Origin of the sequence: Paenibacillus lupini (assembly GCF_011761355.1) — a bacterium.
Taxonomy (GTDB): domain Bacteria; phylum Bacillota; class Bacilli; order Paenibacillales; family Paenibacillaceae; genus Pristimantibacillus; species Pristimantibacillus lupini.
On sequence record NZ_JAASRW010000002.1, the window covers coordinates 341,624 to 355,428 of the forward strand.

Consider the following 13,805-nt stretch of genomic DNA (forward strand, 5'->3'; position numbering starts at 1 on the left):
AACCCTGAGACCAGACGAATGCGCCAATATGATATTAGATTTTATTAGATCAAATCGTGAATGCTCTGCTTTTAAGAAGTTAAATAAAAGAAGTGTTGGTGTTTCATAGAAACCGTATCCTTCAGAGAACACCAAGTTCACGCTTCGGGGGATTTGACAGAGTTCATTACGTTAACGTGAACAATAGCTCAATAACTACAAGCCTTACAATGGAGGGTATAACTATGTATTACGATGCGATGAGAAAGATTTTGTATGTAATGATTCTAGCAGGAATTTTTTTAATTATTCTTGGGTTATGGCAATACCTTCCTCATACACACTCATCCGAAACCCCTAATAGTGTGTATATGTCGATAACAGCAAAGAGGGTTGTATTTCCATTACTCGGTGTCATTCTAACAGCACTTGGTATTACATTATTAAAGTTTGTTGGTGAGGTTAAAAAAGAAACTCTCTCGCTTAGAGATGAGATAATAAATTTAACAAAAAAGGTAGAAAAGAATTCCAATAACAGTTTCTAAATTTACTTGGTTCGTTAAAGGAAACGTTAGATCCAGAGAAATGCAGCAAACCAAAAGAAGTATAAATGAAGATGAAGAAGCAAGTAGCGTAAAGATAACTTTGAATGTTTGGTCTTAGAGTTTGATGAAGAGAATTTCGTGCTGTCGCTGGTATTTTAGGACAGAATAACGTAAGGATAGACATGTATATTCTACGCAAAATGAAGCCACCCAAGGATACGGGTGGCTTCATTTTTTTGTTCCAACTTGCATTTAATATAAGTATGCGATATATTGCATATATGTAAACGAAAAAGTAAGGATGATAACAATGCCAGTACCTAAAGGATTTATCTCGCCAGTACGGATGTCCGCTAAAGAAAGGGCCTTCTCCCAAATTCAACGCTGGATTATCGATGGCACGTTGCAACCTGGTGAAAAACTTATCGATGCTGAATTGGCTGAGTCGCTTGGTGTAAGCCGCACACCTATTAGGGAAGCATTTCAGCTACTTGAAGTACAGGGGCTTGTTTCCATGCATCCTGGAAAAGAAACCAAAGTAACGGAAATTGAGAAGGACGACATCTTTAAAATGTATTCTACGATGGCAGTTCTTCAGGCTTTAGCAGCAGAAACTGCCGCAAAAGTGATAGTTCCTGAGCAGATCGAGCAACTGCGCGCGATTAATTTAGAATTTGCTAACGCGATTAAGAGTGGTCAAGCTTACCAAGCCATGGAGGTGGATGAACAGTTTCATAATCTTATTGTGGAGCTTTCCGATAATTCTTATGTCGCTTCATTCAGCGCATCGCTTCAGATTCATAAACGACGCTTTAAATACGTGTTCCTAAAGCAGCCGGTTGCTGCGACACAAGCTTCAGTTGATGAGCATGCTTTGATTATTACAGCTTTCGAAAAGAACGATAGTGACCTCGCTCAAGCCATTATAAAGCAAAATTTCATTCGTCCGATGCAGGAACTATACGGGCTACTTTAAAACAGAAAGGGGCAAACAAAGATGGTGAACAAAAAAGATCTTCGTATTCGTAGCAAGGTAATCAGTGAGGGTGTCAATCGGGTACCGAATAGAGCGATGCTCCGCGCCGTTGGTTTTACTGATGAAGATTTCAAAAGGCCGATGATTGGCGTTGCTAGTACTTGGAGTGAGGTAACCCCATGTAATATGCACATAAATGAATTAGCGATTCAAGCCAAGCAAGGGGCGCGTGATCATGGTGGCGCTCCGTTGATTTTCAATACAATTACCGTTTCTGATGGCATATCAATGGGGCATGGAGGCATGCTGTTCTCGTTACCAAGCAGGGAAGCCATTGCAGATTCTATTGAGATTGTAACAGGAGCTGAACGCTTTGACGGTCTCGTGGCAATCGGTGGATGCGATAAAAACACGCCTGCCTGTTTGATGGCAATCGGGCGGATGAATATTCCTTCCGTTTACGTATACGGCGGAACGATTCAACCTGGCAAGCTCGACGGTAAAAACGTTGATATCGTTACGGCCTTTGAAGCAGTCGGCCTATATCATGATGGGAAAATGACTGATGAACAGCTCCACAAGGTGGAATGCAGCGTTTGTCCAGGTCCGGGCTCCTGTGGTGGCATGTATACCGCCAATACAATGGCTGCAGCGGCAGAAGCTTTGGGCATGTGCCTTCCCGGTTCCTCCTCTACGCCAGCAATCTCTCCTGACAAAGCGGAAGAATGTGCTGCGGCAGGCAGACAAGTCATAACGCTTCTGGAACGTGATATCTACCCCAAAGATATCATGACGAAAAAAGCGTTTGAGAATGCGATTACTGTGGTTATGGCTCTAGGTGGTTCAACAAATGCGTTTCTGCATCTGCTCGCCATTGCACACTCGGTAGGCGTTGATTTGACATTAGATGATTTTGAGCGAATCCGCCTGCGTGTTCCCCACCTGGCTGACCTGAAGCCAAGTGGCCGATATGCCATGCAGGATTTAAATGATGTTGGTGGCATACCGGGAGTAATGAAGTTGTTGCTCGCTGAGGGTCTTCTTCACGGTGATTGCTTGACGGTCACTGGTAAAACTTTAGCAGAGAATCTAGCTGAGGCAGCTCCACTACGAAACGACCAGGAGATTATTCGCCCATTAGATAAGCCACTGAAACCGAATGGACCATTGGTTGTACTCAGAGGTAACCTAGCTCCTGAAGGTGCCGTTGCCAAAATGTCAGGCATGAAAAAGCTGCGGTTTGCCGGACCTGCAAAGGTGTATGACAGCGAGGACGAGGCAACGGAAGCAATCTTGAGAAATGAAATCCATAAAGGGGATGTATTGGTCATTCGCTATTGCGGCCCTAAGGGCGGGCCAGGAATGCCGGAGATGTTATCTGTTACGGCACTAATTGTAGGTAAAGGTCTTGGTGGAGAAGTTGCCCTTATTACGGATGGCAGGTTCTCTGGCGGCTCGCATGGATTTGTGGTCGGTCATGTATCGCCTGAAGCACAAGTAGGTGGACCAATCGCGTTGCTGAGAAACGGGGATACTATTACCATCGACAGCGAGACGCAGCAGATCACATTTGATGTAACTGACGAGGAGTTAACTGATCGGGCGCAAGCATGGGTACAGCCTCCACTTAAAGTAAATTCAGGTGTACTAGTAAAGTATGCTAGACTAGTTTCTTCTGCATCTAAAGGTGCAGTAACTGATATCTTAGAATAAGGTTTAAAATCGCGTTAATAGGAACCCCGCGGCAGCCGGCCAGATCGGCTGCTTTTTTGCGACTTGAATTAGTGCAGCTAAAATTTTGTGCAGAGTACTATTTCGAAAAGGTATCGGGAGCAAAGCCATCGAAGATAGTATTGACTCTTTTAAAAGTATTTTATGACAAGCCTCAAACTAGCATGCTAGGAGGAATAATCGTATTATGACCGATAAGAATAACCATTTGGTGATTTCAGATGATGAGCTGGATAGGAGTATCATTGAACAATTTAAACAAGGTGTTAGCGGTAACGACCCGGAAGCTGTAGAGCGATTACTGCAACTACATCCGTTGCTGGCTGTTCAAATCGACGAACCTTGGTTTGCTTTTGATACGCCTGCGATTGTAAGTGCCGCAAATAGGGGAGACCGTAAGATGGTTGACGTATTGCTGGAGTACGGGGCGAATATCAATACCAAGAGCAGCTGGTGGGCGGGAGGCTTCGGCGTTCTGCATCATGATCATTACGACTTATCCCGTTATCTTATCGAACGGGGAGCCATTGTGGATCCGCATGCTGCGGCTGCACTGGGAATGGTGGATGCTCTTCGAAAAATGGTGGAAGAGGATCCGGACATCGTCAATCTGCGTGGGCCGGATGGGCAGGTTCCATTGCATTATGCCGGTTCCCAGGAGATCATCGATTTCCTGCTGAATCACGGTGCTGATATTGATAGGCGAGATTTAGACCACAACGGTACTCCTGCTCAATATGCTGTGAACAACCTGGAGCGGTGCAGGCATCTCGTGCAACGTGGTGCGCAAACGGATATTTTTATAGCTTGTAAGCTAGGGGACATCGAGCTTGTCCGCCGTATGTTGAATGAGGATCCGAACTCGTTACAGGTACAGGTTGGAAAAGGGGACTTCACCGCTCCAGGAGGGCATATTTATGAATACAATATCGGCGGAGCTATGAGACCACTCTTTTTCGCGGAGCGGCTAGGTCATGAAGAAATCACAGATCTTATACTTTCCTATAGTTCAGTTGAGCAGAGATTGCTGCTTGCCTGTATGCGGGCAGATCGAAGAGGCGTCGATAGCCTATTAAAGGAATATCCGGGCATTGTTCAATCTCTTCAACCGGAAGAGCAGAGCATCATTGCGGATGCGGCATGGAATAATCAAACGGATGCCGTTCAACTCATGCTCGAAGTTGGTTTTCATGTCGATGCTCGCCGAAAAGAACATTCTGCGACCGCCCTTCATCATGCCGCGGGACAAGGTAATGTTAAGATCGTCCAGCTGCTCATAGACCATGGTGCCTCACTGGATGTCCTAAATGAATTCGGGGGGACTCCATTGAACAGTTGTATCTGGGGATCGCTTCATATTCTAAATCCTGACGGGAATTATGCCGAGGTAGCGGAAAGCCTCGTTCAAGCAGGGGCTAAACTTCCAACTCAAGCTGCAGGTAGCGAGCATGTGAAACAGGTTCTTTGTCGGCATGGAGCATCGTATTAAAACAAAGTAGTAAATATAGAATTGAAAAACAACCTTGGCTCGGCGGTTCGCCGGACTAAGGTTGTTTTGATTTATTGAAGATATAGAGGGTTGTACAGCATGCTCTGCATAATTTGAAGCTCCGTTACGAGCATCACTGTATCTTGTGCGTACAGATTGTGGTATACATTAATATTTTATCATGATAATATACTTTAGATTTAAATAGCTTCTATTGGGGGTGGAACGACTTTGCTTAATTTAGGAACATTAATTGCTTTTGGAATTGTATCGCTTGGAATGGTTTGTTCTCCCGGACCCAATATGATCTATCTGATCTCGCGTTCGATTTCTCAAGGGCGTAAGGCGGGCATTATATCTTTAATGGGAGTTGTGCTTGGCTTTGTTGTATATCTTACTGCCTCTATGCTTGGTCTGATAACAATATTCAATACCGTACCGGTTATTTATACAGCGATGAAGTGGGCTGGTGCTGCATATTTGCTTTGGCTCGCATGGAAGTCTCTCAAGTCTGGTTCTGCCTCTATACTGACACCAGTCGCTCTCCCCCCGATTGAAAAGCCACGCAAATTGTTCATGATGGGTTTTATAACCAATTTGCTTAATCCAAAGATCGCCGTTTTGTATATCTCGCTTTTACCATAGTTTCAGAATCCTGATAAAGGCTCTTTGCTGGCACAAAGTGTGATTTTGGGGCTGACACAAATTTTAATCAGCTTTACGGTGAATCTCCTTATTGTTCTTACTGCAAGTCAGATTTCCAGTTGGTTAGGTAAACGTCCGACATGGCTTAAGGCACAGCGTTGGATCATGTCTGGCGTATTGACAGGACTGGCTGTTAAGCTGGCTGTCCAACGTAGGTAAATGAAATGATTTACGTTAACGAAAAACGACAGTTCAATATGCAACAACAAAGGCAGCGATCAATTAAATCAGCCTGCCTTTTCTTATCTAAGGGGTTAGTTTCTGTTATCAAGGTCTTGGATCAAGGTCCTTTCATTCAGACGATTTTTATTGGGTAAGGGGCTGATTACATAGTTACATATTAAAACATTAACGCTTCGTGGCTTTGATGGAGAATAGCAGTGGCAAATGGTTGTTTTCTTTCAAGTGCCATTTTCCTTGATCGTCCTGAACCATGAAGCCCGGAAACATATTGTATACGGTGTACGGAAATTCATGCAAAAAATCTAATGTCAGTCCAGCACCGACAAGCGCGCTTATGATTTCGCCAAGCGTATGTTGCCATTGATAGGTGACGGGATGTTCCATCTTATCTTCATCACCGGTATACGTTGTAGCGGAATCGTAGATCCGAACTTCGTTATCGAAATAGGGATAACTGAATTTCAGATGGTTGTCTACTGCTTCATAAATAAAGGTAATAGGATGAAGTTCGGCCATATAAAATATGCCTCCCTGCTTTAAGGATGAGCTGATCAACTCTGCCCATCGTGTCAAATCAGGAAGCCAGCAAAGAACGCCATACGACGTATATACGATGTCGAACAGCTCTCCCTGAAGCAATTCCTTGGCGTCATAAATGTCCGAGCGTAGGAAACGTGCGTCAAGCCCCAGTTTTTCGTTCAACGATTGGGCTAAAGCAATCGCTTCCTCCGAAATATCTACTCCTGTCACATGAGCACCTGCTCTCGCCCAGGAAAGTGAATCTTTTCCAAAATGGCATTGCAAATGAAGCATCGTGCGCCCGGCTACATCGCCGAGCTCAGCCTGATCCAGTTCGGACAGAGAACTCTTCCCAGCCAAAAAAGCATCGATATTATAAAATTTTGACTTAGCATGAACTGCGGTTCGATCGTTCCAATTCAATCGGTTCATGTCGCGATAATTGGTCAATGTTATACCTTCTTTCCAATTGATATTTCGCCAACTGCAAACCATAGTCACTTCAACTTAATGTGGGCACAAGGGACAGTCTGTATTACGAAAATAATACTTCTTGCTCTTAAACAATTAAAGAGACTTTATTACTTAATGTGTTTTTTCCTGTTTATAGAAAATGGTAAGTCTGTTAAGCTCTAACGAGGAATGGTCGTTGAATAGCCAAACTGAATGAAGCTGCCGGTATACGATCGGAAGCTTCATATTTTTTAACAGGATATTGGACATTCGGAAGAGTTCGCAATACAGGTTATTTATGGTAAAATAAGTAATAATTGAAGACATGCTTACCATGCTTGATGGCATTGTTGAAAGAGCAATTAGCAAATGAAATTATTTCAAGGAGGTAGAACAATGGATTTTAGATGGATTAATGAAAGCGCAATTACTGAAACAGATGGTAGAATAGAAATATATGCTACAGAGAAAAGTGACTTTTTCTGTAACCACGGAGCAGATTCAGAAGAAGGAATTACACCGAAAACACTGTGTAATGCACCTTTTTACTATACCCAAGTATCCGGGGATTTCGTTATGCGAGTGAAAGTATCGCATGATTTTAAAGATACTTACGATTCTGCTTCTATCATGGTAATGAAGGATATGACCAATTGGGCAAAGGCCTGTTTTGAACTAACTGATTTTGATACTCATGCAGTAGTTAGTGTTGTTACGAAGGAAGAATCAGATGATGCAAACGGCTGCAATATTGATAATAATACGGTATGGCTCCAAATGTGCAGAAGTGGAGAATCATTTGCTTTCCACTATTCTACGGATGGAGAAAACTTTTATATGATGAGATATTTCACCTTACCTGTGGATGAGAATACTGTCAAAGTGGGGTTATTGGCACAGGCACCGCTAGGAAACGGCGGCAATAGAATTTATGAAAATCTGATTATAGAAAGAAAAACAGTCAAGAATATTCGTATGGGTAAATAATGATATCCTGTCGTACTGAGCTTGCATAAGAGAGATAAGTATAGTAGAAGATTTTAATCAGCTATTCGAGAAATCATCCTTATTAAGTAATCTATTTAAAAAAACATACTAAGAATGTTCAGACTGTCGAGAATGTCTCGGCAGTCTTTGTTTTTGTCCAGTTTGTTTACCAGGTGGGCTTTTTAATTGAACTATCGAAGAACGATAGTAGGTTAGTCCCAATTAAAGGAAAATGAATATTAATAACGAATAGTACTGTAAATCAATAGAAGGTGCTTATTAAGTGTGGGAAAATTCCTATGTGACTGTGGCAATCTACTCTTATCTGTGCATAGAAACTAAAATGTTAAACTGAAAAATAAAGATGTTAGACTGAGGACTAGGAAAACAAAATTATACACTGAGAAATTAAAGTATTAGACTGTTCATGCGCCATAACTAACGCTAATCTAACGGTACACATTAAATCAGCAGGGAAGTGATTTTGTTGAAATCTGTAATTATAAAAGGATTGAAGAGATCCTGTTGCAGAAGGTGGATTCAGAAACAGTGGCCGCAGTGATGAAATATCTTAGTGCAAAGACAAGGGCTGAGGACGTGCTTCCCTCTAAGGAATTTAAAGATGCTAACTATAAAATTATTGTTTCGTCAAGAATGATAGATGCCAATATAAACATTTTTGTTTTTAAGAATTAATTCTATAAGAGCTGTTCCTCAACGAAACGACGAAATCTCCATTTTTTGAAATCGAATTTGTTTAAATATAGGCCTCATCTAACGGAGAACATTAGCTCTATAAAGACACTACGGCAGCTCACACATGATGAGCTGCCGTTTTCTCAACTGAGGGTAGGTTAACGCAACTTCTGTTATTCATTAAGCGTCTTACTATGAAGAAAAGGGGTGGATAAAATTTGCAGCGCACTTTATATCTATTTGTATTAGTTATTATGATTACGTCCGTTACAATTATTGCGGGCTGCCAAGGAGAAAGCAATAAGGATACTTTTCCTGAAGTCGGACAAAGATTGTCTGAAAGTATAAAACAAATTGATAAACAACCTGGTATAGTTTTGACTGGGTTCGCTGCCGACCCCAAAGAGAAATTATATAAAGTTGGAATTGAATATAACCAGAGTCAAATAAGCAGTGAACAATTGAAACAAATTGTTACTGATTATCTCAGCTATGCTGCTTCAAACTCGTCGACTTCTAACAATTGGGAAGATATGCTTAAACCATATCAATTGCGCATTGAAAAGTTAGGCGATGCTAAAAAAACACCAGTGATAGCTGAAAAAGACATCGGCTCAACAGAGATAAATTGGCTATTTGAATAAAATAGCGCCGCAAGTGGATTAAACTACCATGAAAATTCATTGAAGTAACATTAAAAAAGAAAAGAAGGGCGCCGCACTTTAGTTTTTTTAAAGGTGAGCACCTGTCATACACCTAGATCTACATACATTTCTTTGCGGGTTAGTAAGTAATAAGCGATTCTTAGTATGGCATGAGCGACTACAATGGCTGCACGTTTGTAGTATATTTGAAAGGAAATGGAGGGGATTTATGAAATTTATAAGATTAGGTTTAAGTCTTTTGTTATTAGTCACTTTTATTACCTCTATTTCGGGATGTACAGGTGATAAACAAAATAAATCAGAAGTTATTTTCTATGCGGAAGATGAGAATTGGATCGCTCAATATAAAACAAATTCTTCTCAAACAGCGAAAGAAAAAGTGGTATTTAACTTTTTTTACAAAGGCAGTTTTTCTGAACTAATAGCAACCAAAGAAATTGTATTCTCATATGGTACGAGAAAGGGGAACATTCCGAAAACAATACATTATGATGAAATAGATAAAGCTCAGTTTTTAATTGAGTTTGATGGTGATTTTATACAAGATATTGTCGGAAATCATGAGGAAAAAATCCTGGTTATTATTAAATGGAATAATAAAAGTGAGACGTTACAATTAACACAATATAATAATTAATTATTCAACTAACTGGGAACTTTAGTTGAATCAATAAAGCTGCAGCAGATCGTAGGATCAGCTGCAGCTTTATTTGAAGTAAAGGGCAGGATAATTCCAATATATGTTAGTGTGTTATTGCTATCTATATATCAAAAATGATGAGGGAGGGAAATTATTGAAAGGTTTGTTGCTGACTTTTTATTGTTTGTTTAATTGTAGTCTACATATTAGCTAGTCTTAGTAATGTAGGTATATTAATTGGATGCGCTATAATATTAGCTTTCATAGTGAGGATTTATGCAATTTTGCTTAAATTGAGTAAAGAAAAATAGAATTAGTGTTATCTCCGGGCGTTTGTACTCTCTGTACACGGTAATACACGGTAACTCCATTCAACAAGATGGCGACTAGAATTGATGAGAATAAGAAGGTGGATATTATGGATAAGAGTTCAATATTAACAACATTATTTGCTTGTTGGATTATTGCTTTGTTTGTTGAAATTCTTATGTTTAATAATACAATTCATGAGGTGCATACACCTGATGACACTTTATTTGATATCGTTCTTATTGCGATCACATTAATCGTAGGTGCTGTGAGTATTATTGTTGCTGCATTTGTAGCACAGAAAAAATCATTAAGCTAGCTGGGAACAATAGCTTAAGTAAAAAACACACCACCGTTAACTTTGAATCCGGTATTTTCTCATTTAGGCAGGGTAGCTTTAGAAACTCTCCCGTATATTATATGTCCTGCATCCAGTAGTAAATGTGAAGTAACAGGAGCAGGCGGCTGAAGGCATGAAAAAGGGTTGGGTAACAGTAACACCAACCCTTTTGTATCGCTTCTTTGTCTTGAGAAAAATATCGCAGGGATAATATTGGAAAGAGCAAGCTAAAAAGACCTCCGACAAAGAGGTCTTTTGTTTTATATTTAGAGAAATATCGTTAGTCAACTGTCATGGAGGCAGAAGCTTGTAACGATTAGTAGTACCCTTTACCTGTGCCTACACCACCAACTTGTGGGCCGTAACCGCCGCCCCAGCCGCCAACAAAGCCACATCCGCAGACGATAATCACCAGCAAGATGAACAGTACAAGAATTCCGCCAACTTGATTTCCATGGCCAAACCCTGACATAATTCACAACACCTCCTCACGTCTGGAGTATTCTTTATAATATGTATGGGGAAGTATGATGCTTGGGTATTTGCCTCAAAGGTATTTATCTAATTCCCATTTACCTCTCCGTTATGAAGGTCATGGAAGGTTGAATGTCCGGGGGAATGCAACCCTATGCCCCTGAGGAGTAAACTAACTGGAAACAATAGTTTGAAAACAGGGAGCAGTTTGCCGCTGGCATCTGCTCCTTTCTTTATTATAAAAGGACTGTTAAGTGCAACATATGGAATTTTACAGCGTATAAACAACGATTCCATATTAAGGAGGGATTTATAATTAATGTTGGTTTCCAGCGTAGGGCTGCTTTTCATGTTTTTTGCTGTCACTATTGCTGGAAGTATCTTATAGCATGGACAAATCCTTAGAAGTAAACAGAACAAGGGGGCTTTATGAGAAGAATTTACGTTATGGTTATATGTCTAACTGTTACATTTCTATCTGGTTTAGTGGGTTGCGGTAATTCTGCAAAGGAAGATTCAATTAATAAGACTTTGGGGTTAACTATCGAAGAAAAACTGAACAGTATAACTAAACCAAAGGATTTTAAGGTATCACTATCCTCTAATCCATATGAATATATTCAGGGAGCAGATAGTAACAAGGATTACAACTTCATTGTTTCACAAGGTGAACCTGCTTTAAAATATATGCTCAGTAAATTTGCTAATAGTGACAATGATGGATTGAAGGAATATATTATGGCACTCGCCTGTTCTGAAATTCTAAAAGAGAATCCAGCCTCTAAAAACTGGGCTTCTGGTAGGGAATGGTATAGACAATGGCAGGAAAACAAGACAGCAGGGCTAAATACAGAAGTGTTCATGAATAACTCGGTTGGTCAAGACAAAGATGCTGAAATAACTATGGAAAATGCAATTCCAACACGTTTGGCTCCAGGAGCTATCTTAAAGTATGATGATCATACAAAGCCAGCCATTACATATGATATCAAAGCTATAATAACATCACCTGATGCTGAACCAGTACCATACGCTTCAGACGATAAACAGGAGAAACCTACACCATCAGAAACTACCAAAGAAGATGATGAAGATAGAGCCAAAGAAGATGCATTTTTTGATTCTGTTAAAGAAGAAGCTAAGAGCTTACCCGTATTTAATCTAGGTTATGACCTTCCAGACCCAGAGCCAGGGCTAGTGGTGATATATGGATCTGATGGATACATAAACAGATACTATAATGAAAATGATTATAAAGAAAATAGCTCTTCTTCAGAATAAAACTGCGGATAAATTGTTAGTAGAGGTTTAAAAGTTTTTATAATGGTTAGACTATAAGAATAACTATCGATTGTGTTTAACTGATATTCATGACTAAACTGTGTAAGTCGGACCGTCTGAAGGTGCTGACAAAAGGATATACATTAGATCAACGATAAATTAACCGCCAGGGCATTGTGCCCTGGCGGTTTTTCTTATTTAGCGGATCCTCTCCAAGAGATCCGCCACCATTAAAGTAAAAGGCGGTTTAACGCAACATATCCGTTATTATGACGTATAGGATATGATTGGAAAATAGGGAGTGAGCCATTACCGGCAAACATAAATGTAAGGGGGGAGTTCATGCCATTTGCATTTTCATTATTATTGATACTATTAGTTTTAATAAACATAATTTTAAGAAAATATATCCTTGCAGAGGGATCAGAAAAGATCTCAGATACTAACGGAAAGAACGTGAATAGATGGGTAAAAGGATTGCTTGTACTCATTGCTATCTGTATTTATTTCTTTGTTTTGGATACAACGGATTACAGCACAATTAAATGGTTTTGGTTAATATTTTTTTCAGTTGCCATTGGATTTCAGGCGTTTATGGAATGGAAGTATTTGAAAGACTCAAAAGAATATATTATTTCACTTATTATATTAGCCGTCGGATTAATATATATTTGTCTTTTTATATTCTAACTGACAATATCACTTAAAATAAGTAGATTCTAATCCCTCTTAGTTTTTTCTAATTGGCATAACGCGCTTGAATTGTCTACCATAGGTATATAACCTTTTCTTCTGCTCCTCTAAAGCTGCCGGGTAACCGCTCTTGAGGAGCTTTTTTTGTATATGCACCCGTGTCGGACGACGACTAACCTAATCATTCAACTATCGGTGAACGTTTGACTTACTCCAGCAGAAGCTGTTCCATCCTGGAAGCCGTTTGTGCATCAGCCGGCATATTAACCGTGACGGTATAGTGGGGAGCATCTGATACCAGAAAAGTAAGCTGGTTAAAAATTAGCAGCCCGGCTGTTGGATGGTAGTTAATCTTCATCCCTTCGGGTCCGTTCAGCACATCGTGCTGAGGCCACCATTCCCTAAATTCATCACTAGCCAGATTAAGCTCACTGATCATATCCATCCACCAAGGATCTCCGGGGAATTTACCGTAACCCGCACGGAATTGAGCAAGGCGGTGGCGGGCATGCTTTTCCCAATTCTGTTGAAGTACTTCACGGACGTACGGCGACATGAAGGTACGCCATACCGAATTGAGCTCTCGATCCGACATTTCTTCATATTTGCCATAGACACAGCTAGCGGCTTTGTTCCAGGCAATGATATCTAATCGATCATTCGTTATAAAAGCAGGACTTGTTCCTTGCCCATTAAGGAAGCTCTGCAAATCATCGCTGATTACATTCTCTTCCTGATTTAACTCTGCCGGCAGCTGCTGGAGTGCCAGCAAGTACAGATGCTTCCGTTCAGTAGCATCCAATTGGAGAGCATGCCCGATGTTATCCAGCACCTGTGACGATACTTGTATATTACGACCTTGCTCCAGCCACGTATACCAGTCGACGCTGACGCCTGACAGCTGTGCGACTTCTCCTCGTCTAAGGCCAGGTGTCCGGCGGCGTCCGCTGCTTGGCAATCCAGCCTGTTCGGGAGAAAGGCGTGCCCTTCGCGTCCGCAGAAACTGCGCAAGCTCACTTAATCTTACGGAATCATCCATGATCTGGTACCTTCCTCTCCTTGTCTAATTCCTATCGTAGGAGAACGACTCCTAGGATAAACCCTCATCTTAATCTTGTATAGGGATCATTATACACTTTA

Annotated in this window: 13 protein-coding genes and 1 pseudogene; 11 read left to right on the plus strand and 3 right to left on the minus strand. The window is 40.8% G+C overall.

What is annotated here, in order from left to right; genetic code table 11:
* Nucleotides 1–224 precede the first annotated feature (224 nt).
* The 5 genes and pseudogenes from FHS17_RS07100 (at nt 225) to FHS17_RS07120 (ending at nt 5,584) form a co-directional block, all read left to right on the plus strand.
* Nucleotides 225–524 (plus strand): hypothetical protein, encoded by a 300-nt coding sequence (locus FHS17_RS07100; protein WP_167277315.1) that lies wholly within the window; start codon nt 225–227, stop codon nt 522–524.
* Nucleotides 525–834: 310 nt separating this feature from the next.
* Entirely contained in the window at nt 835–1,500 is a 666-nt protein-coding gene (locus FHS17_RS07105) for a GntR family transcriptional regulator (protein WP_167277318.1), read from the plus strand.
* A gap of 21 nt (nt 1,501–1,521) precedes the next feature.
* On the plus strand, nt 1,522–3,213 hold the full coding sequence (ilvD, locus tag FHS17_RS07110; protein ID WP_167277322.1) for a dihydroxy-acid dehydratase: 1,692 nt from the start codon (nt 1,522–1,524) through the stop codon (nt 3,211–3,213).
* A 205-nt stretch (nt 3,214–3,418) separates the two neighbouring features.
* The gene (locus FHS17_RS07115; protein WP_167277326.1) at nt 3,419–4,720 is read left to right on the plus strand and encodes an ankyrin repeat domain-containing protein; all 1,302 of its coding nucleotides are present in this window, start codon (nt 3,419–3,421) and stop codon (nt 4,718–4,720) included.
* A gap of 279 nt (nt 4,721–4,999) precedes the next feature.
* Nucleotides 5,000–5,584: pseudogene (locus FHS17_RS07120) on the plus strand (LysE family translocator).
* 189 nt (nt 5,585–5,773) lie between these two features.
* Here the strand turns inward: FHS17_RS07120 and FHS17_RS07125 are convergent.
* On the minus strand, nt 5,774–6,577 hold the full coding sequence (locus tag FHS17_RS07125) for a class I SAM-dependent methyltransferase (RefSeq protein WP_167277328.1): 804 nt from the start codon (nt 6,575–6,577) through the stop codon (nt 5,774–5,776).
* 399 nt (nt 6,578–6,976) lie between these two features.
* Here FHS17_RS07125 and FHS17_RS07130 point away from each other — a divergent pair, with 399 nt between their 5' ends.
* From FHS17_RS07130 to FHS17_RS07145, 4 genes are all read left to right on the plus strand, one after another.
* Nucleotides 6,977–7,567, plus strand: a complete 591-nt coding sequence (locus FHS17_RS07130; protein ID WP_167277330.1) for a DUF1349 domain-containing protein — start codon at nt 6,977–6,979, stop codon at nt 7,565–7,567.
* Between the two features lie 914 nt (nt 7,568–8,481).
* Complete coding sequence (locus tag FHS17_RS07135) at nt 8,482–8,907, plus strand: hypothetical protein (RefSeq protein ID WP_167277332.1); 426 nt, start codon at nt 8,482–8,484, stop codon at nt 8,905–8,907.
* A gap of 229 nt (nt 8,908–9,136) precedes the next feature.
* Complete coding sequence (locus FHS17_RS07140) at nt 9,137–9,565, plus strand: hypothetical protein (RefSeq protein ID WP_167277334.1); 429 nt, start codon at nt 9,137–9,139, stop codon at nt 9,563–9,565.
* Between the two features lie 421 nt (nt 9,566–9,986).
* Nucleotides 9,987–10,196: a hypothetical protein gene (locus FHS17_RS07145; protein ID WP_167277336.1), complete on the plus strand. Its 210-nt coding sequence runs from the start codon at nt 9,987–9,989 to the stop codon at nt 10,194–10,196.
* A 337-nt stretch (nt 10,197–10,533) separates the two neighbouring features.
* On the opposite strand, the gene FHS17_RS07150 is transcribed toward FHS17_RS07145, so the two are convergent.
* Nucleotides 10,534–10,689, minus strand: a complete 156-nt coding sequence (locus tag FHS17_RS07150; protein ID WP_015844449.1) for a hypothetical protein — start codon at nt 10,687–10,689, stop codon at nt 10,534–10,536.
* 431 nt (nt 10,690–11,120) lie between these two features.
* Between FHS17_RS07150 and FHS17_RS07155 the strand changes: the two genes are divergently transcribed.
* Together FHS17_RS07155 and FHS17_RS07160 are read left to right on the plus strand one after the other, a co-directional pair.
* The gene (locus FHS17_RS07155) at nt 11,121–11,972 is read left to right on the plus strand and encodes a hypothetical protein (RefSeq protein ID WP_167277338.1); all 852 of its coding nucleotides are present in this window, start codon (nt 11,121–11,123) and stop codon (nt 11,970–11,972) included.
* A 342-nt stretch (nt 11,973–12,314) separates the two neighbouring features.
* A complete protein-coding gene (locus FHS17_RS07160) occupies nt 12,315–12,662 on the plus strand; it encodes a DUF4181 domain-containing protein (RefSeq protein ID WP_167277340.1) in 348 nt (115 codons plus the stop codon).
* 211 nt (nt 12,663–12,873) lie between these two features.
* Here FHS17_RS07160 and FHS17_RS07165 read toward each other — a convergent pair whose 3' ends face one another.
* The gene (locus FHS17_RS07165; protein WP_167277342.1) at nt 12,874–13,704 is read right to left on the minus strand and encodes a helix-turn-helix transcriptional regulator; all 831 of its coding nucleotides are present in this window, start codon (nt 13,702–13,704) and stop codon (nt 12,874–12,876) included.
* Nucleotides 13,705–13,805: the final 101 nt, after the last annotated feature.

Bases quoted from the DNA above. Each gene is read 5' to 3' on its own strand.
- FHS17_RS07100 (WP_167277315.1), top strand. From the start codon at position 225: ATGTATTACGATGCGATGAGAAAGATTTTGTATGTAATGATTCTAGCA.
- FHS17_RS07105 (WP_167277318.1), top strand. From the start codon at position 835: ATGCCAGTACCTAAAGGATTTATCTCGCCAGTACGGATGTCCGCTAAA.
- ilvD (WP_167277322.1), top strand. From the start codon at position 1,522: ATGGTGAACAAAAAAGATCTTCGTATTCGTAGCAAGGTAATCAGTGAG.
- FHS17_RS07115 (WP_167277326.1), top strand. From the start codon at position 3,419: ATGACCGATAAGAATAACCATTTGGTGATTTCAGATGATGAGCTGGAT.
- FHS17_RS07130 (WP_167277330.1), top strand. From the start codon at position 6,977: ATGGATTTTAGATGGATTAATGAAAGCGCAATTACTGAAACAGATGGT.
- FHS17_RS07140 (WP_167277334.1), top strand. From the start codon at position 9,137: ATGAAATTTATAAGATTAGGTTTAAGTCTTTTGTTATTAGTCACTTTT.
- FHS17_RS07145 (WP_167277336.1), top strand. From the start codon at position 9,987: ATGGATAAGAGTTCAATATTAACAACATTATTTGCTTGTTGGATTATT.
- FHS17_RS07150 (WP_015844449.1), bottom strand. From the start codon at position 10,689: ATGTCAGGGTTTGGCCATGGAAATCAAGTTGGCGGAATTCTTGTACTG.
- FHS17_RS07155 (WP_167277338.1), top strand. From the start codon at position 11,121: ATGAGAAGAATTTACGTTATGGTTATATGTCTAACTGTTACATTTCTA.
- FHS17_RS07160 (WP_167277340.1), top strand. From the start codon at position 12,315: ATGCCATTTGCATTTTCATTATTATTGATACTATTAGTTTTAATAAAC.
- FHS17_RS07165 (WP_167277342.1), bottom strand. From the start codon at position 13,704: ATGGATGATTCCGTAAGATTAAGTGAGCTTGCGCAGTTTCTGCGGACG.